The sequence below is a fragment of the Mycobacterium sp. NGS68 genome (assembly GCF_059812195.1).
Window position 1 is genome coordinate 63,955 of sequence record NZ_JCALCE010000005.1, and the last position, 21,048, is coordinate 85,002.

Annotated in this window: 22 protein-coding genes; 19 read left to right on the forward strand and 3 right to left on the reverse strand. The window is 69.4% G+C overall.

Annotated features, from left to right (window positions below):
* Window positions 1-4 precede the first annotated feature (4 nt).
* On the forward strand, window positions 5-814 hold the full coding sequence (locus AC5Y5V_RS08035) for a shikimate dehydrogenase (RefSeq protein ID WP_499932590.1): 810 nt from the start codon (window positions 5-7) through the stop codon (window positions 812-814).
* 11 nt (window positions 815-825) lie between these two features.
* Window positions 826-1,239, forward strand: a complete 414-nt coding sequence (locus AC5Y5V_RS08040; RefSeq protein WP_499932592.1) for a prepilin peptidase — start codon at window positions 826-828, stop codon at window positions 1,237-1,239.
* A gap of 6 nt (window positions 1,240-1,245) precedes the next feature.
* Here the strand turns inward: AC5Y5V_RS08040 and AC5Y5V_RS08045 are convergent, their stop codons facing one another.
* Window positions 1,246-1,650: an ASCH domain-containing protein gene (locus AC5Y5V_RS08045; RefSeq protein ID WP_499932595.1), complete on the reverse strand. Its 405-nt coding sequence runs from the start codon at window positions 1,648-1,650 to the stop codon at window positions 1,246-1,248.
* Between the two features lie 83 nt (window positions 1,651-1,733).
* Here AC5Y5V_RS08045 and aroC point away from each other — a divergent pair, with 83 nt between their 5' ends.
* The 4 genes from aroC to aroQ are packed head-to-tail and all read left to right on the forward strand — an operon-like array spanning window position 1,734 to window position 4,995.
* On the forward strand, window positions 1,734-2,942 hold the full coding sequence (gene aroC, locus AC5Y5V_RS08050) for a chorismate synthase (RefSeq protein ID WP_499932949.1): 1,209 nt from the start codon (window positions 1,734-1,736) through the stop codon (window positions 2,940-2,942).
* Window positions 2,943-2,948: 6 nt separating this feature from the next.
* The gene (locus AC5Y5V_RS08055; protein WP_499932597.1) at window positions 2,949-3,488 is read left to right on the forward strand and encodes a shikimate kinase; all 540 of its coding nucleotides are present in this window, start codon (window positions 2,949-2,951) and stop codon (window positions 3,486-3,488) included.
* A complete protein-coding gene (gene aroB / locus AC5Y5V_RS08060) occupies window positions 3,485-4,573 on the forward strand; it encodes a 3-dehydroquinate synthase (RefSeq protein ID WP_499932599.1) in 1,089 nt (362 codons plus the stop codon). Before AC5Y5V_RS08055 ends, aroB begins: the two co-directional genes overlap by 4 nt.
* On the forward strand, window positions 4,570-4,995 hold the full coding sequence (aroQ, locus tag AC5Y5V_RS08065) for a type II 3-dehydroquinate dehydratase (protein ID WP_499932601.1): 426 nt from the start codon (window positions 4,570-4,572) through the stop codon (window positions 4,993-4,995). The genes aroB and aroQ overlap by 4 nt, the downstream gene beginning before the upstream one ends.
* 766 nt (window positions 4,996-5,761) lie before the next feature.
* On the opposite strand, the gene AC5Y5V_RS08070 is transcribed toward aroQ, so the two are convergent.
* Window positions 5,762-6,508, reverse strand: a complete 747-nt coding sequence (locus tag AC5Y5V_RS08070) for a B-4DMT family transporter (RefSeq protein ID WP_499932603.1) — start codon at window positions 6,506-6,508, stop codon at window positions 5,762-5,764.
* A 33-nt stretch (window positions 6,509-6,541) separates the two neighbouring features.
* On the opposite strand from AC5Y5V_RS08070, the gene AC5Y5V_RS08075 reads away from it, so the two are divergent.
* The 10 genes from AC5Y5V_RS08075 to AC5Y5V_RS08120 all read left to right on the forward strand — a co-directional run bounded on the left by AC5Y5V_RS08075 (window position 6,542) and on the right by AC5Y5V_RS08120 (window position 17,688).
* Entirely contained in the window at window positions 6,542-7,639 is a 1,098-nt protein-coding gene (locus AC5Y5V_RS08075; RefSeq protein WP_499932605.1) for a M24 family metallopeptidase, read from the forward strand.
* Between the two features lie 210 nt (window positions 7,640-7,849).
* The gene (gene efp / locus AC5Y5V_RS08080) at window positions 7,850-8,413 is read left to right on the forward strand and encodes an elongation factor P (RefSeq protein ID WP_499932607.1); all 564 of its coding nucleotides are present in this window, start codon (window positions 7,850-7,852) and stop codon (window positions 8,411-8,413) included.
* Window positions 8,414-8,416: 3 nt separating this feature from the next.
* A complete protein-coding gene (gene nusB, locus AC5Y5V_RS08085; RefSeq protein ID WP_499932609.1) occupies window positions 8,417-8,935 on the forward strand; it encodes a transcription antitermination factor NusB in 519 nt (172 codons plus the stop codon).
* A complete protein-coding gene (locus tag AC5Y5V_RS08090; protein WP_499932613.1) occupies window positions 8,932-9,321 on the forward strand; it encodes an antitermination protein NusB in 390 nt (129 codons plus the stop codon). Before nusB ends, AC5Y5V_RS08090 begins: the two co-directional genes overlap by 4 nt.
* A gap of 40 nt (window positions 9,322-9,361) precedes the next feature.
* On the forward strand, window positions 9,362-10,885 hold the full coding sequence (locus AC5Y5V_RS08095) for a PucR family transcriptional regulator (RefSeq protein ID WP_499932617.1): 1,524 nt from the start codon (window positions 9,362-9,364) through the stop codon (window positions 10,883-10,885).
* Window positions 10,886-11,008: 123 nt separating this feature from the next.
* The gene (locus AC5Y5V_RS08100) at window positions 11,009-11,560 is read left to right on the forward strand and encodes an Rv1733c family protein (protein ID WP_499932620.1); all 552 of its coding nucleotides are present in this window, start codon (window positions 11,009-11,011) and stop codon (window positions 11,558-11,560) included.
* 134 nt (window positions 11,561-11,694) lie between these two features.
* Entirely contained in the window at window positions 11,695-12,969 is a 1,275-nt protein-coding gene (locus AC5Y5V_RS08105) for an NAD(P)/FAD-dependent oxidoreductase (RefSeq protein WP_499932622.1), read from the forward strand.
* A gap of 117 nt (window positions 12,970-13,086) precedes the next feature.
* On the forward strand, window positions 13,087-13,392 hold the full coding sequence (locus AC5Y5V_RS08110; RefSeq protein WP_499932624.1) for a GreA/GreB family elongation factor: 306 nt from the start codon (window positions 13,087-13,089) through the stop codon (window positions 13,390-13,392).
* A 247-nt stretch (window positions 13,393-13,639) separates the two neighbouring features.
* On the forward strand, window positions 13,640-16,474 hold the full coding sequence (locus AC5Y5V_RS08115) for an aminotransferase class I/II-fold pyridoxal phosphate-dependent enzyme (RefSeq protein ID WP_499932626.1): 2,835 nt from the start codon (window positions 13,640-13,642) through the stop codon (window positions 16,472-16,474).
* A 53-nt stretch (window positions 16,475-16,527) separates the two neighbouring features.
* Entirely contained in the window at window positions 16,528-17,688 is a 1,161-nt protein-coding gene (locus AC5Y5V_RS08120; protein ID WP_499932628.1) for an AAA family ATPase, read from the forward strand.
* Window positions 17,689-17,753: 65 nt separating this feature from the next.
* Here AC5Y5V_RS08120 and AC5Y5V_RS08125 read toward each other — a convergent pair whose 3' ends face one another.
* The gene (locus tag AC5Y5V_RS08125) at window positions 17,754-18,359 is read right to left on the reverse strand and encodes a TetR/AcrR family transcriptional regulator (RefSeq protein WP_499932630.1); all 606 of its coding nucleotides are present in this window, start codon (window positions 18,357-18,359) and stop codon (window positions 17,754-17,756) included.
* An 83-nt stretch (window positions 18,360-18,442) separates the two neighbouring features.
* Here AC5Y5V_RS08125 and AC5Y5V_RS08130 point away from each other — a divergent pair, with 83 nt between their 5' ends.
* The 3 genes from AC5Y5V_RS08130 (at window position 18,443) to AC5Y5V_RS08140 (ending at window position 21,044) form a co-directional block, all read left to right on the forward strand.
* On the forward strand, window positions 18,443-19,900 hold the full coding sequence (locus tag AC5Y5V_RS08130) for an FAD-dependent monooxygenase (RefSeq protein ID WP_499932632.1): 1,458 nt from the start codon (window positions 18,443-18,445) through the stop codon (window positions 19,898-19,900).
* A gap of 233 nt (window positions 19,901-20,133) precedes the next feature.
* Complete coding sequence (locus AC5Y5V_RS08135; protein ID WP_499932952.1) at window positions 20,134-20,820, forward strand: GntR family transcriptional regulator; 687 nt, start codon at window positions 20,134-20,136, stop codon at window positions 20,818-20,820.
* Window positions 20,817-21,044 carry a 4Fe-4S dicluster domain-containing protein gene (locus AC5Y5V_RS08140; RefSeq protein WP_499932634.1) on the forward strand — a complete coding sequence of 76 codons (228 nt, stop codon included), beginning with the start codon at window positions 20,817-20,819 and terminating at the stop codon, window positions 21,042-21,044. Before AC5Y5V_RS08135 ends, AC5Y5V_RS08140 begins: the two co-directional genes overlap by 4 nt.
* The last annotated feature ends 4 nt before the right edge of the window (window positions 21,045-21,048 follow it).

A 21,048-nucleotide genomic window follows, 5' to 3' on the forward strand; every position in this document is an offset into this window, starting at 1 on the left:
ACCGATGACTGGCGACGCTAGGAAAGCGGCGGTGCTTGGCTCGCCGATCGCGCATTCGCGCTCGCCGCAGCTGCACCTGGCCGCCTACCGCGCCCTGGGCCTGCACGACTGGACCTACGACCGCATCGAGTGCGGCGCCGACGAGCTGCCCGGCGTGGTAGGCGGGTTCGGGCCGGAGTGGGTCGGGGTTTCGGTGACGATGCCGGGCAAGTTCGCCGCGCTGCGGTTCGCCGACGAGCACACCCCGCGCGCCGAGCAGGTCGGGTCGGCCAACACCCTGGTCCGCACGGCGCGTGGCTGGCGCGCCGACAACACCGACGTCGACGGCGTCACCGGGGCGCTCGGACAGGTCTCCGGCCGGGCGCTGGTGTGCGGGTCCGGCGGCACCGCGCCCGCGGCCGTCGTCGGGCTGGCGCACCTGGGCGTCAGCGGGATCACCGTGGTGGCGCGCAATCCGGAGAAGGCGGCGCGGCTGGTGGACCTCGGCACGCGGATCGGCGCGCAGGCCCGGTTCTGCGCGCTGGACAGCGACGAGTTACCCGACGAGGTCGCCGCCGCTCAGGTGCTGGTCAGCACCATCCCCGTCGAGGTGGCCGAGCGCTATGCCGGCACCTTCGCCGCCATCCCGGTCCTGCTGGACGCCGTTTACGACCCCTGGCCCACGCCGCTGGCCGCCGCCGTGGCCGCCGCCGGCGGACGGGTGATCAACGGCCTGCAGATGCTGCTGCATCAGGCGTTCGCACAGGTCGAGCAGTTCACCGGGCTGCCCGCGCCGCGGGAAGCGATGACTTGCGCGCTGGAGGAATTGCTCTAGCGTGCAGCTGCATGCGGATCGCTTGCGTCGCCGTGGTGCTGGCGTGGCTAACGACGTTGAGCTGCTACGACTTTCGGCATCGCCGCCTGCCCAACTCGCTGACGCTGCCCGGCGCGGCGGTGATCCTGCTGGGTGGCGCGTTGTTCGGCCGCGGGTTGGCGGCGCTGGCCGGGGCGGCGGCGTTGAGCGGGCTGTATCTGTTGGTGCACCTGGCGGCGCCGGCGGGGATGGGCGCCGGCGACGTCAAGCTGGCGATCGGCGTCGGCGCTTTGACTGGGTACTTCGGCGCCGAGGTGTGGTTTCTGGCGGCGCTGGCCGCGCCGGTGCTGACGGCGCTGTGCGCCCTGGCTGTCCGGGCGCGCGCCGTGCCGCACGGTCCGGCGATGTGTATGGCGACGGCCGCCGCGTGCGGCCTGCTGGGCTGAGCCGGGTCAACGCGCTTCGAGACGGAACCGCAGGCAGGCCATGGGTTCGGCGCCGTGGACGTCGCAGCCGTAGGCGGATTTGAAGTAGCGACGGTGGCGCGTACGCCAGTCCTCGATGTCGGTGAAGCCCTCACCTTCGGCTTGGGCGAACTCCCAGGTGACTTCGTCGAAGGGGATGACCTCGACCCGGGTGACGACGATGACGCCGACGCTGGTGCCGTCCGGCCCCACGACGGCGAGTCGTTCACCGACATGCTCCAGCTCCTCGCCCTCCGCCTCGTACTCGCTCACCAGCCCGGCCGCCGCCGTCTTGGCACCGGACAGCACGAGGTTCACCAGACTGGTCCGCAACGGGGTACCGGCTGTTCCGAATTCGATACCGCGCAGGCCGTCGATTCTGGGGAACGCCATCGGGAAAGACTAAGCGCTGCGCGGATGAGGCGAACCGCACTGGCTGAAGGGGCGCGACGGGACCCCATGGGAAGATGGTTCACGTGTTGCGCTGGATAACTGCCGGGGAGTCGCACGGCCGCGCGTTGGTGGCCGTGGTCGAGGGCATGGTCGCCGGCGTGGAGGTCACCTCCACCGAAATCGCCGACGAACTGGCCCGTCGCCGGCTGGGCTATGGCCGCGGCGCGCGGATGAAGTTCGAGCGCGACGCGGTGACCATGCTGTCCGGCGTGCGGCACGGCATCACCCTCGGCGGGCCCATCGCGATCGAGATCGGCAACACCGAGTGGCCGAAGTGGGAGACCGTGATGGCCGCGGACCCCGTCGACCCGGCTGAGCTGGCGGAACTGGCGCGCAACGAGCCGCTGACCCGGCCGCGCCCGGGCCACGCCGACTACGCGGGCATGCTCAAGTACGGCTTCGACGACGCCCGCCCGGTGCTGGAGCGGGCCAGCGCCCGTGAGACCGCCGCCCGCGTCGCGGCGGGGACCGTCGCGCGCGCGTTCCTGCGTCAGGCGCTCGGGGTCGAGGTGCTCTCGCACGTCATCTCGATCGGCGCGTCGGCGCCGTACGACGGGCCGCCGCCCCGGTCCGACGACCTCGCCGCCATCGACGCCAGCCCGGTCCGGGCGTACGACAAGGCGACCGAGGAAGCCATGATCACCGAGATCGAGGCGGCCAAGAAGGACGGCGACACCCTGGGCGGGGTGGTGGAAGTCGTCGCGCAGGGCCTGCCGGTCGGGCTGGGGTCGTTCACCAGCGGCGACAACCGGCTGGACAGCCAACTGGCCGCCGCCGTGATGGGCATCCAGGCGATCAAGGGCGTGGAGATCGGCGACGGCTTCGAGACCGCACGCCGTCGCGGCAGCCGCGCCCACGACGAGATGTATCCAGGGCCCGACGGCGTCGTCCGCTCCACCAACCGCGCGGGCGGGCTGGAGGGCGGCATGACCAACGGCCAGCCGCTGCGGGTACGCGCCGCGATGAAGCCGATCTCCACGGTCCCCAAGGCGCTGGCCACCGTCGACATGGCGACCGGCGACGAGGCCGTCGCCATCCACCAGCGCTCCGACGTCTGCGCGGTACCGGCCGCCGGGGTCGTCGTGGAGACCATGGTGGCCCTGGTGCTGGCGCGTGCGGCGCTGGAGAAGTTCGGCGGCGATTCACTGACCGAGACGCGCCGCAACATCGAGGCCTACCAGCGCGCGGTCGCCGACCGCGAAGCGCCGGCCGCGCGGGCTTCCGGAGGCTAGCCGGCCATGGCACCCAAGGCGGTACTCGTAGGGCTGCCGGGCTCGGGCAAGTCGACCATTGGCCGGCGGCTGTCCAAGGCGCTCGGCGTCGAAATGATCGACACCGACGCCATGATCGAGCAGCGCACCGGGCGCAGCATCGCCGACATCTTCGCCACCGACGGCGAGCAGGAATTCCGTCGCATCGAGGAGGAAGTGGTGCGCTCGGCGCTGGCCGAACACGACGGCGTGGTGTCCCTCGGCGGCGGCGCGGTCATCAGCCCGGGCGTGTGCGCAGCGCTGGCCGGACACACCGTGATCTACCTGGAAATCAGTGCCGCCGAAGGGGTTCGGCGCACCGGCGGCAACACGGTGCGTCCGCTGCTCGCCGGACCCGACCGCGCCGAGAAGTTTCGCGCCCTGATGGCCCAGCGGATACCGCTGTATCGGCGCGTCGCGACCATCAGGGTCGACACCAATCGCCGCAACCCCGGGGCGGTGGTCCGCTACATCATGTCGCGGCTGCCGAACCGCGAGACCACCACCGAGGTAGAGGCCGCCAAATGACCCATATCCCAGCGCCGGTCACCGTTCAGGTGGCCGTCGACCCCCCGTACCCGGTGGTGATCGGCACCGGCTTGATGAACGAGCTTGAGGACCTGCTTTCCGACCGGCACCGCGTGGCGATCCTGCACCAACCGGTGCTGGCGCAGACTGCGGAGGCGATCCGAAACCATCTGGCGGACAAGGGCGTCGACGCACACCGCATCGAAATCCCGGACGCCGAAGCCGGTAAGGAACTGCCCGTCGTGGGGTTCATCTGGGAAGTGTTGGGCCGCATCGGGATCGGCCGCAAGGATGCGCTGATCAGCCTGGGCGGTGGGGCCGCGACCGACGTGGCCGGATTCGCGGCGGCCACCTGGCTACGGGGCGTGTCGATCGTGCACGTTCCCACCACGCTGCTCGGCATGGTCGACGCGGCCGTCGGCGGCAAGACCGGCATCAACACCGAGGCCGGCAAGAACCTGGTCGGGGCGTTTCATCAGCCGCTCGCCGTGCTCGTCGATATCGCGACGCTGCAAACCTTGCCGCACAACGAGATCGTCGCCGGGATGGCGGAGGTGGTCAAGGCCGGCTTCATCGCCGACCCGGTGATCCTGGACCTCATCGAGGCCGATCCGCAGGCCGCGCTGGACCCGGCGGGTGAGGTGCTGCCGGAGCTGATCCGGCGCGCGATCGCCGTCAAGGCAGAGGTCGTCGCCGCCGACGAGAAGGAGTCCGAGCTCCGCGAAATCCTGAACTACGGCCACACGTTGGCGCATGCTATCGAGCGTCGCGAGCGCTACCGGTGGCGCCACGGCGCCGCCGTCTCGGTGGGGCTGGTGTTCGCCGCGGAGTTGGCCCGGCTGGCTGGGCGCCTCGACGACGCGACCGCCGAGCGGCATCACCGCATCCTGACGTTGCTCGGCCTGCCCACCAGCTATGACGCCGACGCGCTGCCGGAGTTGCTCGAATACATGGCCGGGGACAAGAAGACCCGGGCCGGGGTGCTGCGGTTCGTGGTGCTCGACGGGCTGGGCAAGCCGGGGCGGTTGGTCGGGCCGGACCCGGGGCTGCTGGTGACCGCGTACGCGGGAGTGTGTGCTCCATGACCGTGCACGTCATCAACGGCCCCAACCTGGGCCGGTTGGGCCAGCGCGAGCCCGCCGTCTACGGCAGCACCACTCACGATCAGCTGGTGGCGATGATCGAACGAGAAGCCGCCACGCTAGGGCTCAAAGCTGTTGTACGGCAAAGTGATAGCGAGGCCGAGCTGCTGGATTGGATCCATCAAGCCGCCGATGCCGGTGAGCCGGTGATCCTCAACGCGGGCGGGTTGACCCACACGTCGGTGGCGCTGCGCGACGCGTGCGCCGAACTGCGTGCGCCGCTGATCGAGGTGCACATCTCCAACGTGCATGCCCGCGAGGAGTTTCGGCGCCATTCCTATCTGAGTCCGGTCGCGACCGGCGTGATCGTCGGGCTTGGTATCCAGGGCTACCTGCTCGCCCTGCGGTATCTGGCTTCCGGTTAGGGCGCGGGGCAGTTCGCGTCAGCCAGCCGGCTGAGGGCTAGCTGGACGGTTCGCGGCTGGGAGACATGTGCCGGTTTGCCCGCCTCTGCGCGACACGCTGTCGCTGCGGGCTGGGCAAACAGCTAGATGCCGACTGTCTTGTGGCACGTGGGGCTTGTGAGACCAACGCAGTGTCGCATCGTGAAGTGTGCCGGTGTGTCGCCGTATATCTGCGCACGCTCGCGAGCAAGCGAGGGGACCAGACGCCCGGCCGTTTACACCACATCGCCTGAACCGCCTCTAATGTGCAGCCAGACCGCGTCGGTGGCGTGGGGGCGTGGCGGCGGTGGTGAGGGGCCTCAAATGTGCGGCAAACGCCCTGTCGGCTCTGCATTTTGAGGCCCGTCGCGGCGTGGGGGCGTGGCGGCGGTGGTGAGGGGCCTCAAATGTGCGGCAAACGCCCTGTCGGTCCTGCATTTTGAGGCCCGTCGTGGCGTGGGGGCGTGGCGGCGGTGGTGAGGGGCCTCAAATGTGCGGCAAACGCCCTGTCGGTCCTGCATTTTGAGGCCCGTCGTGGCGTGGGGGCGTGGGCCGTGGTGGTGAGGGGCCTCAAATGTGCGGCAAAACCCCTGTCGGTCCTGCATTTTGAGGCCCGTCGCGGCCAAGCCGTCCGTCGCGGCCAAGCCGCCCGTCGGGGCCAAGGCCAAGCCGCCCGTCGGGGCCAAGGCCAAGCCCGCTAACGCCAAGCCCGCTAACGCCAAGCCCGCCAACGCCAAGCCCGCCAGGTCTAGTCCTTGCGCCGCGTGTCGTGCGGCTTGGTCGCGTCGTCGTTAAGGCGAATGACCTCGGTGGGCGAGTCGCTGGTGTTGATCACCTCGGTGCGCGAATCGTGTGCGACGGTCGGTGCCGCTTCGGTGTGCGCCGCTCGAGTGGGGATCTCCTCGGTGCGGGTGTCGCGCTCGGCGGTGGCCACCGCGGACGTCCGCTCCTCGGTCTGCGCCGACGAGTCGCGCTGCACGGGAATCTCCCCGGTCGGGGAGTCGTCGGCGCGGACGGACGAGAAGACGTCGGCCCCCGCGCGGTCCCGGCTGCCGTCGTGTTTCGGCGCCTCGGGAGCGTTGCGGTCGATCAGCCAGCGGCCCACTGCCACGCCGATGATCGCGGGCACAAAGACGATGAGGGCAGTGAAGGCGGCGAACGTCGTGACCTCGTTGATCAGGCCGCCGGTGTAGAGCCCGCTATAGGCCATGGAGATGAGCCAGGACACCGCGCCGCTGAGGACGCCCGCCAGGATGCCGCCCAGCAGCCAGGTCATCGCCAGGTCCTCGCGGCGGTCCGGGTCAGGCTGCGCCGTGGCGTCGGCGCGACCGTCGATCAGACCCCATGCCACGACGGCGATGACGAAGAGGAGCAGCAACGTCAGACTGATCAACCCGGACATCGTCGGCCAGGCGTTGATCACCGCCCCCTGAATCAAGCGGAGAACGATCATCAACCCGGCGAACACGAGTCCGCGCAGCATCCAGTTCCTCATGGGCAATCAGAGTAGCGAGTACCGTCAAGGGTCGTGACACATTCCCAGCGTCGACACAACCTGAAAACCCAAATTGTTGCCAAAAAGCTCGACGCGATGCTGGTCACAGACCTGGTGAATATCCGCTATTTATCCGGATTCACCGGCTCCAATGGCGCGTTGCTGATCTTCGCCGACGACCGCGAACCGGTCCTGGCCACCGACGGTCGGTATCGCACCCAGGCCGCGACGCAGGCGCCGGGGATCGAGATCGCCATCGAGCGGGCTTGTGGCCGCCACCTGGCCGGCCGGGCCGCCGAGGCCGGAGTCCGCCGGCTGGGCTTCGAGAGCCACGTGATCACGGTCGACGGTCTGGACGCGCTGACGAACGAACTGGACGGCAAGAACGCGGTGCTGGTGCGCGCTTCGGGAATCGTCGAGGCGCTGCGCGAGGTCAAGGACGCCGGCGAGCTGGCGCTGCTGCGCCTGGCCTGCGAGGCGGCCGACGCGGCGCTGGCCGACATCATCGACCGCGGTGGCCTGCGCCCCGGCCGCACCGAGCGGGAGGTGAGCCGCGAGCTGGAGGCACTGATGCTCGACCACGGCGCCGACGCGGTCTCGTTCGAGACGATCGTGGCCACCGGCCCCAACTCGGCGATCCCGCACCACCGGCCCACCGACCGGACGCTGGCCGCCGGCGACTTCCTCAAGATCGACTTCGGCGCACTGGTCGCCGGCTACCACTCCGACATGACCCGCACGTTCGTGTTGGGCAAGGCCGCGGACTGGCAGCTGGAGATCTATCGGCTGGTCGCCGACGCGCAACGGGCCGGCCGGGAGGCCCTGAGCCCGGGCGCGGGCCTGCGCGACGTCGACGGCGCGGCGCGCCAGCTGATCGTCGACGCCGGCTACGGCGAGCAGTTCGGCCACGGCCTGGGACACGGCGTCGGCCTGCAGATCCATGAGGCGCCGGGCATCGGCGCCACCTCCGCCGGCACGCTGCTCGCGGGCTCGGTGGTCACCGTGGAACCCGGCGTCTATCTACCGGGCCGCGGCGGCGTGCGCATCGAGGACACTCTGGTGGTGGCCGGGGGTACGCACAAGCCGGAATTGCTGACCCGGTTCCCCAAAGAACTGGCCATTCTGACCTGACCCGCGTCCGTCGACTTCGATGCGGCGCGCAATTCGCGTATTCTTACCCGCGGGAACCCGACATTGTGGGCCTCGTTGCCGGCGGCCATAAGTTCGGCCGCGCGCTGCCCCGCCTGAGCGCGGGTAATCTCTACCGGGTTGGGCCCCAAGGATTGGGCGTTAGCCCGTTTCCCCATAACTGGCAATTTTGACGTAGGAGATTCACCGATCGTGCCGAGCACTGCTGACTTCAAAAACGGACTTGTCCTGGTTATCGACGGCCAGCTGTGGACGATCACCGAGTTCCAGCACGTCAAACCCGGTAAGGGACCGGCGTTCGTGCGCACCAAGCTGAAGAACGTGCTGTCGGGCAAGGTCGTCGACAAGACGTACAACGCGGGTGTGAAGGTGGACACGGCAACCGTCGACCGGCGCGACACGACCTACCTGTACCGCGATGGCTCGGACTTCGTGTTCATGGACAGCCAGGACTACGAGCAGCACCCGCTGCCCGAGTCGCTGGTCGGGGACGCGTCGCGGTTCCTGCTGGAGGGTCTGCCGGTACAGGTGGCGTTCCACAACGGCGCGCCGCTGTACATCGAGCTGCCCGTGTCCGTCGAACTCCAGGTCACCCACACCGAGCCCGGCCTGCAGGGCGACCGGTCCAGCGCGGGCACCAAGCCCGCCACGGTGGAGACCGGCGCCGAGATTCAGGTGCCGCTGTTCGTCAACACCGGCGACAAGCTGAAGGTGGACACCCGCGACGGCAGCTACCTGGGCCGGGTCAACGCCTGACCTATGGCCGACGGAAAACACGCCAAGCCCGTTAAAGGCCGCCACCAGGCCCGTAAACGTGCGGTGGACCTGCTGTTCGAGGCCGAGGCCCGCGGCCTGAGCCCGGCCGAGATGGTCGAGGTGCGCACCGCGCTGGCCGAGGCCAATCCCGACGTGGCGGCGCTGCACCCGTACACGGTCGCGGCGGCTCAGGGGGTGGGCGAGCACCTGGCCCACATCGACGACCTGATCACCTCGCATCTGCAGGGTTGGACGCTGGACCGGCTGCCCGCGGTGGATCGCTCGATTTTGCGGGTTGCGGTCTGGGAGCTGCTGCACGCCGACGACGTGCCGGAGCCGGTGGCCGTCGACGAGGCGGTCGAGCTGGCCAAGGAGCTGTCCACCGACGATTCGCCGGGCTTCGTCAACGGCGTGCTGGGCCAGGTCATGCTGGTGACCCCGCAGATCCGCGCGGCCGCGGAAGCCGTACAGAAGGCGGTCCGCGCCGGCGCCCCGGGCGCGACGGAGGTCCAGGGCACATGAATCGGTTGGAGCTGCGCGTCGTCGCCGCCAGTTTCCTGGCCGCGTCGGTGGTGCTGGGTGCCGTCATCTGCGCCGCCTTCGGGCAGGCAATCGTGGCGTCGGTGTTGTCGATCTACGGGCTGGCCGTGGGTGCCTGGCTGTACCACTCGGTCGAGCGGCTGATCGTCGCGCGCCGGATCAGCACGGTTCGCCAGGCCGCCAGGCCGCTGCAACCGCTGCTCCCGGTGATGGCCGCCATCATGGGTCTGTCGCAGGCCGTGGTGCGGTCGCTGAGCGACGTCACCGAATTGCCTTCGCGCAGTTTGGAACTGCCCGTCTTCCGGTGGCTGGGAAATAAGAGTGACAGCCCGCGGGTCGTGGAGGGCGACGACGAGCCGAAGCGCTAGCGCGCCGCACTGACGGGCTTTGCGAGACTGGGAGGCGCCCGTGATCACCTTGGACCGCCTGGTGAACGTGTTGGGCGGCTACGGGATTCGCTTGCGCTGGTCGTCCGTGCCGCGGTCGACCGAACTCCGCAGCGTGGTGATCCACGAAAACCGGCCCGCGCAAATCCCCGCGATCGGCGATGTCTTGCTGGCCATCGACGCCGAGTCGCTGAGCGAGGCGCTGCAGTGGGCCGCGTCGGCGCATGCCGTCGTGGTGCTGATGCGCGAGGCCGCGGAGCCGACGGCGTTTGACGAAGGCGCCGGCGCGGTGCTGGTGCTCGACGACGCGGTGTCGTGGAGCGAGGTCGCCGCGGTGGTCTACGGGCTGGTGCTGGAAGGCCGCGAGACGGAATCCGGTCGGGGTCCCACCGATCTGTTCGCACTCGCCGACAGCCTGGCCGACGCGACCGGCGGCGCGGTCACCATCGAGGACCGGATGTCGCGGGTGTTGGCGTATTCGCGGCTGCAGGAACAGGCCGACCCGGCGCGGGTGGCGACCATCCTGGGCCGTCAGACACCGGAGCGGCTGCGTGCGCTGCTCGAGGCGCGGGGCGTACTCGCCGACATCGAGGCCTCCGACGACCCGCTGTTCGTCGGCGCCGACGACGAAAACGGCCTGACCGGGCGCATGGTCGTCGCCGTGCGTTCGGGACGAGAGATCCTCGGGTCGGTATGGGTGGCCTGCGGGGCTGCGCTGAACGGTGCCGAACGCACCGCGCTGGCCGACGGTGCGCACACGGTGGCGCTGCATCTGCTGCGGTCCCGCGCGAGCGCGGACTTGGAGCGCCAGGTCGAATCCGAGCTGGTGATCCGGTTGCTGGAGGGCGCCATCGACGCCGCGACGGTGGCCAGCAGGCTCGGCCTGCCGCACAGCCCGCTGCGGGTGATCGCGCTGCAGGCGTTCGTCGGCGCCGAGCGCGATGCGGTGCTGTTGCTGGCCTTCGACCGCGCGACCACCGGATTCGGCTGGTCGCGGCCGGGCCGCAGCGCCCTGGCGGGCAACACCGTCTACACCCTGCTTCCCGGTGAGGAGCCGGAGGCGGCGCGGCGTTGGGTGAGCGGCCTGCGTGCGGCCCTGCCCGAGCACGTGACGGTCCTGGCGGGGATCAGCGCCGTGGCGGAGGTGGCCGACCTCGCCGCGGCCCGGCAAGAGGCCGACGAGTGTCTGGCGCTGCACGAGGTGTCCCGGGCAGGAGCCGCGCCGCCGGCATACGACGAGTCGTGGGATGCCATCCTGCTGCAGCGGCTGCGCCGTGCGGCGCGATCCGGCCGGACCCCCGATCGCGGACCGGTCGCCGAACTGCGCCGCCACGACGAGGCCAACGCGAGCGACTACCTGACCACGCTGAGGGCCTGGCTACAGGCCCAGGGTGACCCGGTCGCGGCCGGCGAAAGCCTGGGGGTGCATGAGAACACCGTGCGCTATCGGCTGCGCAAGATGGCCGAGATCACCAAGCTGCCCCTGGACGACCCAAGAAAGCGCCTCGCCATGACGATCGAACTGGCCGCCACGGACACCGATTGACGTTTGCGCCTGTCGCGGCGCGACAACGGGCGGCGTCGCGATTGTCGTGCCACGGCAATGCTTGCCGAGGCCGCCGGCAGCAGTATTGGGGTGATTGACCCGGTCGGTTGAATGGAGTGTGCGATGACCACCTCGCGGTGGCTGCGGACGCGCCTGTCGGGCGGTAATCCGTTGGTACGCACCAGTGACCGGCTGGAGGCACTGGTCTTAATCCTTGCCGTCGCGTTGTCGCTGATCGCCGTGCCGCTGTCCACCGCGGCGGGCACCGCTATTCACGATTCCCGCAGCCGCCAGCACGCCGCTCAGGGTCGGGCTCACCACACGGTGACCGCGACGGTCGTCGGGACCGGCGACGCGCGGCGAAACATCGACAGACCGACAATCACGGTGCCGGCAACATGGTTTGCGGCCGGCACCGAGCGCACCGGCGACGTCGCCGCACACCGGACGGCCAAAGTTGGCGACAGGATTTCGATTTGGGTGGACCACGACGGTTCGCCCGTCGGCCAACCGGTGCAAACCGCGCTCGAAGAAGCCGTGGTGTTCGCGTTCGCGCTCTGGTGCGGCGCCACCCTTTCAGCGGCGGCCCTGTTCGCCGGTGTTCGCGCCGCCCTGGACCGCGGCCGCGACATCGGCTGGCAACGGGACTTCGACTCCCTGGTCGGACGTATCTGAGACGGCACCGGCGGATGCGTTGTCGGGCCACGACAAACGACGACGTCCCCGTTGTCCGGTTCCGGCAAGCGCCGCGGTTGCCGGCCCACCAGCATGGGAGGCACGGATCGCGAATTCAATTGCGGAGGTGTGCGATGGGCAGCGACGAGCGTATCGACGGCGGGCCCCGGTCGGTGATCGTCATCGGGGCGGGCATCGTCGGATTGTCGACGGCGTGGTTTCTCCAGGAGCGCGGCGTCGACGTCACGGTGGTGGACCGCACCGGCTTCGCCGCCGGCGCGTCCTGGGGTAACGCCGGGTGGATCGCACCGGAGCTGACGATGCCGCTGAACTCCCCGGCGACGCTGCGCGAGGGTCTGGGTTCCCTGCTCGATTCCGATGCGCCGCTGCAGATCCCGTGGACCGCCGACGCCGGCCTCGCGCTGTTCCTGGCGCGGTTCGCCGCCAACTGCCGACCGTCGTCCTGGCGGCGTGCGGTACGGGCCAATGTGCCGCTCAACGAGGAATGCATCGAAGCCTTCGACGTGCTCGTCGCAAACGGGGTCGACGTTCCGGTGACCGACGCTCCGATCACCGTCCTGTTTCGCACCGCCGACGGCGCGCAGCGCATGCGAACGGCGCTGCGTGAGCTCGAAAACGCGGGTCAGGCAACGAATGTCACGGCCTTGTCGGGCACGGCGTTGCGCGAACACACGCCGCTGGCGTCGCCGCGGGTCACCGCTGCCCTGAACATCAACGGGCAGCGCTTCGTCGACCCACGCCGCTTCGTGCAGGCCCTGGGCCGCGTCGTGGTGGCCCGCGGCGCGACGATGCGTGCGCTGGACGTCGTCAATGTCGGCAATTCCGACGTCGTCGACGATGCCGTCACGGTGTACCCGCGCTGGGGCAGGCCGCTGAAAGCCGAGGCCGTGGTGATTGCCACCGGCGCGCGGCTGCCGCGACTCGCAGGCCGATGGTTGCGGGTGCGGGTGGCGGCCGGCCGCGGCTACTCGTTCACCGTGCCCGTGGACCGGCCGCTGCCGAACCCGATCTACCTGCCGGACGTGCGGGTGGCATGCACGCCGTACAAGGGCCGCATGCGCGTCTCCGGGGTCATGGAATTCGGCCGCTCCCATGAGGGGATCGTGCCCGGACGGCTGCAGGCCATCGCTGCGTCCGCCGGGCCGCTGCTCGCAGGGGTCCGCTGGGCGGAGCGCAGCGACGACTGGGTGGGTGCACGTCCCCTTACCCCCGACGGTCGCCCGCTGATCGGCGAGGTGTCGCCCGGCGTCTACGTGGCCGGTGCTCACGGCATGTGGGGAATGACGCACGGTCCCGTAACCGGTCGGCTCTTGGCCGAGCAGATCACCACCGGCAAGCAACCCCAGGCCCTGGCGGAGTTCGATCCGCTGCGCCGCACGGGCCACTAACACGCCGAGACGTTCCCCCGCAGTGGGCCGCCAGTCGTCAGGGACGGTTGCGTCACCGTCGCCCGTCCCTGACGACAACCGAAAAACCTCGATATCGCACCGGAAGGAAGGCCGAAAATGATCACCCGAGAACGCATCTGGACGACACGCTACGAGCACCCCGAACTGCGGGATGCGCCTGGCCGTGCCCTGCCCGGGATGGTGCTCACCATCCGCTACGACGCCACCGGCGAAACAGAGACGTTCCTGCTGGGCAGGCGCTTCGCCGACCAGTCCGAGATCCCGGCGTACTCGACGCTGTCGCCCCTGGGCCGCGCGATCAGCGGCGCCCGGCTGGGCGAAAAACGCATCTATTCGATTCCGCACGGACCGGAGCTGGGGGTGACGCTGATCGGGGTGGGGCCCTACCGGTCACGCGGATGACGTGAGCGGCGCACGGGCAACGACGAAGGGCTGAGCACATGATGTTCGAGGTGATCGACCCGGTGGCCCTGCTGTTTCTGCTCTTCGCGGTGCTCGGCCTCGTCATGTCGGTCGGTTACGGAAAGGATGATCGCGGCTGAAACCCGCTTTGCGACCTCGCCCAAACCCTCGCGCTTTGTGCGCGATCGCGACAGAATGGCGGGACGGCGGCGGGGCTACCCGCACCGGACGAACAGGTGGGGCGTACATGACTCGAGATGGTGCTCAGCAGCGACGACTTCGCGTTTCTGCGCTAGCGGCGGTGGCGAACCCGTCGTACACGCGAATCGACACCTGGAACCAGCTCGACGACGCGTGCCGCCACCTCGCCGAGGTGGACTTGGCCGGTCTTGACAAGACCCATGACCTGGCCAAGGTGAAGCGGTTGATGGACCGGATCGGTGCTTACGAGCGGTACTGGCTGTACCCCGGCGCGGCGAACTTGGCGACCTTCCGCGCGCACCTGGAGAGCCTGTCCACCGTGCGGCTCACCGAGGAGGTGGCGCTGGCCGTCCGGCTGCTATCCGAATACGGTGACCGCACAGCGCTTTTCGACACCACCGCGCCGCTGGCCGACCAGGAGCTGGTGGCACAGGCCAAACAACAGCAGTTCTACACCGTGCTGCTGGCCGACGACGCGCCGCCCACCGCGCCCGAGAGCCTCGTCGAATGCCTGCGCACGCTGCGTAATCCGGCCGACGACATCCAATTCGAGATCCTGGTCGCCCCCAGCGTCGAGGACGCGATCACCGCCGTGGCGCTCAACGGCGAGATCCAGGCCGCGATCATCCGCCATGACCTGCCGCTGCGTTCGCGCGACCGGGTGCCGTTGATGAACACGCTGCTGGGCGCCAACGACGACATCCCGGTGTCCGACCGGTCCCACGACTGGGTGGAGTGCGGCGAGTGGATCCGCGAGCTGCGGCCCCACATCGACCTGTACCTGCTCACCGACGAGTCGATCGCGGCGGGCAGCGACGACGAGCCCGACGTCTACGACCGCACCTTCTACCGCCTCAACGACGTCACCGACCTGCACAGCACGGTGATCGCCGGCTTGCGAAACCGGTTCTCCACACCGTTTTTCGACGCCTTGCGCGCGTATGCCGCCGCGCCGGTGGGCCAGTTCCACGCGCTTCCCGTCGCGCGCGGCGCCAGCATCTTCAACTCGAAGTCGTTGCAGGACATGGGCGAGTTCTACGGCCGCAACATCTTCATGGCCGAAACATCCACCACCTCAGGTGGATTGGACTCGCTGCTGGATCCGCACGGCAACATCAAGAAGGCGATGGACAAGGCCGCGGTCACCTGGAACTCCAACCACACGTACTTCGTGACCAATGGCACCTCCACCGCCAACAAGATCGTCGTGCAGTCGCTGACCCGGCCCGGCGACATCGTGCTGATCGACCGCAACTGCCACAAGTCGCACCATTACGGGCTGGTGCTGGCCGGGGCCTACCCGCTGTACCTGGAGTCCTACGCACTGCCGCATTTCGCGATCTACGGTGCGGTGCCGCTGAGCACGATCAAAAAGAACCTGCTGGATTTGGAGGCCGCCGGGCAGCTGGACAAGGTGCGCATGCTGCTGCTCACCAACTGCATCTTCGACGGCGTCGTCTACAACCCGCGCCGCGTCATGGAGGAGGTGCTGGCGATCAAGCCGGACATCTGCTTCTTGTGGGACGAGGCGTGGTATGCCTTCGCGACCGCGGTGCCATGGGCCCGGCAGCGCACCGCCATGGTGTCGGCCGATCGTCTCGAGCAGATGCTGGCGTCGCCGAGATACGCCGAGGAATACCGGAATTGGGCCGCGTCGATGGAGGGAGTCCCGCGCTCGGAGTGGGTCAACCACCGGCTGCTGCCGGACCCCGAGCGGGCGCGGGTGCGGGTGTATTCGACGCACTCGACGCATAAGTCGCTGTCGGCGTTCCGGCAGGCGTCGATGATCCACGTGCGCGACCAGGACTTCAACGCGCGGGCCCGCGACGCGTTCGGCGAGGCGTTCTTGACGCACACCTCGACCTCGCCCAACCAGCAGCTGCTGGCGTCTCTCGACCTCGCCCGCCGGCAGGTCGACATCGAGGGATTCCAGCTGGTGCGGCAGGTCTACGACATGGCGCTGGTGTTCCGCCACCGGGTCCGTAAGGACCGGGTGATCAGCAAGTGGTTCCGGATCCTCGACGAGTCGGACCTGGTGCCCGAGGAGTACCGGGCCTCGCACGTCAGCTCGTACCGCGAGGTTCGGCAGGGCGCCCTGGACGAGTGGAACGAGGCCTGGCGGTCCGACCAGTTCGTGCTGGACCCGACGCGGGTCACGCTGTTCCTGGGCAACACCGGAATGAACGGTTACGACTTCCGCGAGAAGATCCTGATGGACCGCTTCGGCATCCAGATCAACAAGACGTCGATCAACAGCGTGCTGCTGATCTTCACCATCGGCGTCACCTGGTCGAGCGTGCACCATCTGCTCGACGTGCTGCGCCGGGTGGCCACCGACTTCGACCGGGAGAAGCAGGCGGCCAGCACCGCGGACTGGGCGCTGCACCAGCGCCGCGTCGAGGAGATCACCCAGGACCTGCCTCATCTGCCGGACTTCAGCCGGTTCGACGACGCTTTCCGTCCCGACGACAACAGCATGTTCGGCGACACCCGCTCGGCGTTCTACGCCGGCTACGAGGAGTCGGACCGCGAGTACGTGCAGATCGGCACGGCCGGGCGGCGGCTCGCGGAGGGCAAGACGCTGGTGTCGACGACGTTCGTGGTGCCGTATCCGCCCGGCTTCCCGGTGCTGGTGCCGGGTCAGGTGGTCTCCAAGGAGATCATCTATTTTCTCGCCCAGCTCGACGTCAAGGAGATCCACGGGTACAACCACGAGCTGGGGCTCTCGGTGTTCACCCAGGCCGCGCTGAAGCGGATGGAGGCGCAACGGAACGCGGCGATGGCGGCGGTGAACGGCGCGGTCCCGACGTTCGAGATCCCGGCGGACGCCTCCGGCCTGAACGGGGACGTTTCACCGCGAGCAGACGCAAAAGCCCCCTGATAAGGCCCAAATAGGGTGCTTTTGCGTCTGCTCGGCACCGTAAAGTCGGGCCCGTGTTGCAGACGGTTGCCATCCGCGGATACCGCTCGCTGCGCGAGGTGATCCTGCCGCTGGGCCGGCTGTCCATCGTCACGGGGGCCAACGGTGCGGGCAAGTCGTCGGTGTACCGGGCGCTGCGGCTACTGGCCGACTGCGGCCGCGGCGAGGTGGTCGGCTCGCTCGCCCGCGAGGGCGGCCTGCAGTCGGTGCTGTGGGCCGGCCCCGAGCAGACGGGTGGGGCGCACCGGACGGGCAGAGCCCAGGGCACCGTCCGCACCCGGCCGGTATCGCTCGAAATGGGCTTTGCAGCAGACGATTTCGGCTATCTCGTGGACCTCGGCATCCCGCAGCTCGCCGGGCCGGACTCGGCCTTCGCCCGCGATCCGGAGATCAAACGGGAAGTGCTGTTCGCCGGCCCGGTGCTGCGCGCCGCGTCGACCCTGGTGCGACGGGTGCGTGCGGTCGCCGAGGTGAGCGCCGCCTCGGGCGGCTTTGACGAGCTGAGCCGCGCGCTGCCCACCTACCGCAGCGTGCTGACCGAATATGCCCATCCGCATGCGCTGCCCGAGCTCGCCGCGGTGCGCGAGCGGCTGCGCGGCTGGCGGTTCTACGACGGATTCCGCGTCGACGCGGGTGCGCCCGTGCGACATCCGCAGGTGGGCACCCGCACCCCGGTGCTCAGCGACGACGGCAGCGACCTGGCCGCCGCGATCCAGACCATCATCGAGGCGGGATTCGACGACCTGAGCCGCGCGGTGGCCGACGCGTTCGACGGCGCCACCCTCGCGGTCGCGGTCAACGAGGGGCTGTTCGACCTGGAGTTTCGCCAGCGCGGCATGCTGCGGCCGTTGCGGACTGCGGAGCTGTCGGACGGAACGCTGCGATTTCTGCTGTGGGCCGCCGCGCTGCTGAGCCCGCAGGCGCCGTCGCTCATGGTGCTCAACGAACCGGAAACCTCCCTGCACCCGAGCCTCGTCGGGCCGCTCGCGTCGCTGATCCGCGCGGCGGCCGCGCAGACCCAGGTCGTGGTGGTCACCCACTCCCGTCAGCTGCTGGATGTCCTGGCCGGCGGCGACGCCGCGGTGGAGATCGAGCTGTACAAGGAGTGGGGCGAGACGCGCGTCAAGGGCCAGGGCCTGCTGACGACGCCGCGCTGGGAATGGGGCAAGCGCTAACTAACGCCGAGCAGACGCAAAGTCCCCGGAAACGGCCGAAAGGCGTTTGTGTCTGCTCGCGCTAACTAACCGCCGTTGAGCGCGCGATAGAGGAAGTCGGTCAGCGCATCGATCGCCTCGTCCTCCTCGACGTGACGGTCGCCGAGCCGGCCGCCCGTCAGCTGCCAGTGCGATCCGAAACCGTCCAGCAGCCCGGCGAACATCGCCAGCACCACGTCGGGCTGCCCCGGCAGCGTCCGGCCCGCCGCCGTGATGGGGTCCAGATGATCGCGAATGTGGCTGATGTCTGCGTTCATCAGCGTCTGCATCTGGGCGCCGAATTCGGCGTTGACCAACGCCGCCTGACGCAGAGCGGCCAGCTCCACGGCGTGGCGGGTGTAGAAGCGCCAGTACGCCGCGACGTGCCAGCGCACCGCGGCGCGGTCGGTGAAATCCGCGCTGTGCCCGGGGTCCAGGGCTTCGCGGTCGCTTTCGGCGAGCATGTCCGCCAGCAGCCCCTTGAGCAGGTCTTCCTTGCTGGTGAAGTGGTTGTAGAACGATCCCGCGGCGCGTCCGGCCTCGGCGGTGACGTCGGTGATCTTGGTGTTCAGGTAGCCCTTTCGTGCGAACACGCGACGGGCGGCGTCCTTGAGCGCGGCCCCGGTGCCGGCGGCCTGTTCGACGCGTTTCACGGTCACCTCCTTGACGCGAAAGCTAGCACCACGCACACTGAATTCCAATTCAGTGAATCAAAATTCAGCGAAAGAAGATAGTCATGGACACGGATGTTCTGATCGTCGGTGCCGGGCCGACGGGCCTGGCGCTGGCCATCGACCTCGCGCGTCGGGGTGTCAGCCTGCGGATTGTCGATAAAGCGGCGGGGCTCGCGGCCGGGTCGCGCGGCGACGGATTGCAGCCGCGAACGCTGGAGGTGTTCGAGGACCTGGGCGTGTTGCCGCAGGTGTTCGACAGCGGCATCAGTGCGCCGGTCATGCGGATCTACGACGGGGCCGCCGTGGTGTGGGAGGGCCGGATGGCCGAGCCGGAGCCGCCCCGCCCCGACGTGCCGCATCCGAACCTCTGGTTCGTGCCGCAGTGGCAGACCGAGGCGATTCTGCGGGCGCGGCTGGCGGATTACGGCGTCGGGGTCCAGCAGTGCGCCGAGGTCGCGGCGATCGAGCAGGACGACGACGCCGTGACGGCGCGGATGTCCGGCGGCGACACCGTGCGGGCCGCATACCTGATCGGCGCCGACGGCGGGCGCAGCAGCGTCCGCAAGCAACTCGGGATCCCTTTCCTGGGTACGACCGACGACGACGTCCAGATGGTGCAGGCCGACGTGCGCGTCGCGGGCCTCGACCACGACTACGGACACGGCTGGATGCTCGACGGCCGCTGCTTTTTCGGATTCACCCCGCTGGCCGGCGCCGACGACACGTTCGTGCTGAACACCACAGCGCGCGGGGTCGAGCCGACCCTGCGCGCGCTGCAGGCCGTCGTCGACGCCGCATCCGGCCGGACCGACATCCGCCTGCGCGGGCTGACCTGGGCCACCGTCTGGCGGTCGAATGTGCGCCTGGCGCAACGTCTTCGACAGGGCCGCGTCTTCCTGGCCGGCGACGCCGCCCACGTGCATCCGCCGACCGGCGGCCAGGGGCTCAACACCGGCGTGCAGGACGCCTACAACCTCGGCTGGAAGCTCAGCGCGGTGCTGGCCGGCGCGCCGGGGAGCCTGCTGGACAGCTACCAGGCGGAGCGGTTGCCGATCGCCCAGCGCGCGCTCGGCATCAGCACCGAGTTGCTGGACAAGACGCTGCGCGGCAGCGACGACGCCCTGCGGCGCGGCGCCGAAACCCACCAACTCGACCTGACCTACCGGGACGGCCCGTCGACGCTCGACGACGGTTCGAGCGCCACGCTGTCCGCCGGGGACCGAGCGCCCGACGCGCCATGCCAGCGCAGGGACGGCCGGCCCGTGCGGCTGTTCACGCTGTTCGCCGGCCCGCACTGGACCCTGCTGCGGTTCGGGCCCGACGCGCCGCACCTGGACCGACGAGGCGTGTGCGCCTACCAGGTCGGCGCCGACGTCATCGACCAAGACCTGCACATCCGCCATGCCTATGGCGTCACCGACGGCGCCGCCGTCCTGGTCCGCCCCGACGGCTATGTCGGCGCCATCACCGGCCGACCCGACGCACTCGCGAACTACGCGGACGGGGTCCTGCCCCGCTGAATTGCGCTCACCGGGATCGAAAATTCGGGGTCGCGGCCCGGGTGGCGCAATGGCCCACCGGGCGACGATTTGGGCTGGTGGCGGCGGAATCACCCCTGGCGCAATACGCTGACCAGCCGATATCGCCGGACGGCAGCGCGCCGCACCGGGGCGCCGGCCTGGCATAGCGTGACGTCGTGGCCGCGCCCCTGACCAGAGCACCCCGGGCAGACCGCGCCCGCCGCGCCGCCGACGTGCTGCGCCAGCAGATCCACGCCGGGGCGTACCCCGACGGGCTGCCCGCCGAAAGCGAACTGGCCGCCGAATTCCTGGTGTCCCGAAACACCATTCGGGAAGCGCTGACGGTGCTGAAGAACGAGGGCCTGATCGACCGCGGACCCAAGGTCGGCACCCACGTCGCGCAGCGCAAGTACGACCACGGGCTCGACGCGCTGCTCGGGCTGAACGAAACCTTCAAGGAGCAGGGCGAGGTCCGCAACGAGGTGCGGGCCGCCGTGGCGGTGGCCCCGCCACCGGCGGTGGCCGGCCGGCTGCGACTGAAACCCGGTGAGCAGGCGGTGTTTATCGAGCGACTGCGCTACCTCGGCGATCTGCCGCTCAGCCTCGACCTGACCTACCTCGCCCCGGACATCGGCACCCGGGTTCTGAATCATCCGCTGGAAAGCCAAGACCTGTTCGCGCTCATCGAACAGGTCAGCGGGCAACGGCTGGGGTCCGCGTCGCTGGCGCTGGAGGCCATCCCCGCCGACGCGCATTCGGCGGCCACGTTGCAGGTTCCCGGCGGGGCGCCGCTCCTCATGCTGGAACGCCTCACCAGCCTCGACGACGGCCGGCCGGTGGATCTGGAGTACATCCGTATGCGGGGCGATCGAATCACCATGCGCGGCAACCTTATCCGAGCGACAGGGAACGAGCGATGACACTGGTCAACAACCGCGCCGACGTGCCGGTCACCATCGACGAGTCGTTGTGCATCGACGGCTGCACCCTCTGCGTCGAGATCTGCCCCCTGGACGCCCTGGCCATCAATCCCGACACCGGCAAGGCCTTCATGCACGTCGACGAATGCTGGTACTGCGGCCCGTGCGCGGCGCGCTGCCCCACCGGTGCCGTCACGGTCAACATGCCCTATCTCCTGCGCTGAAACC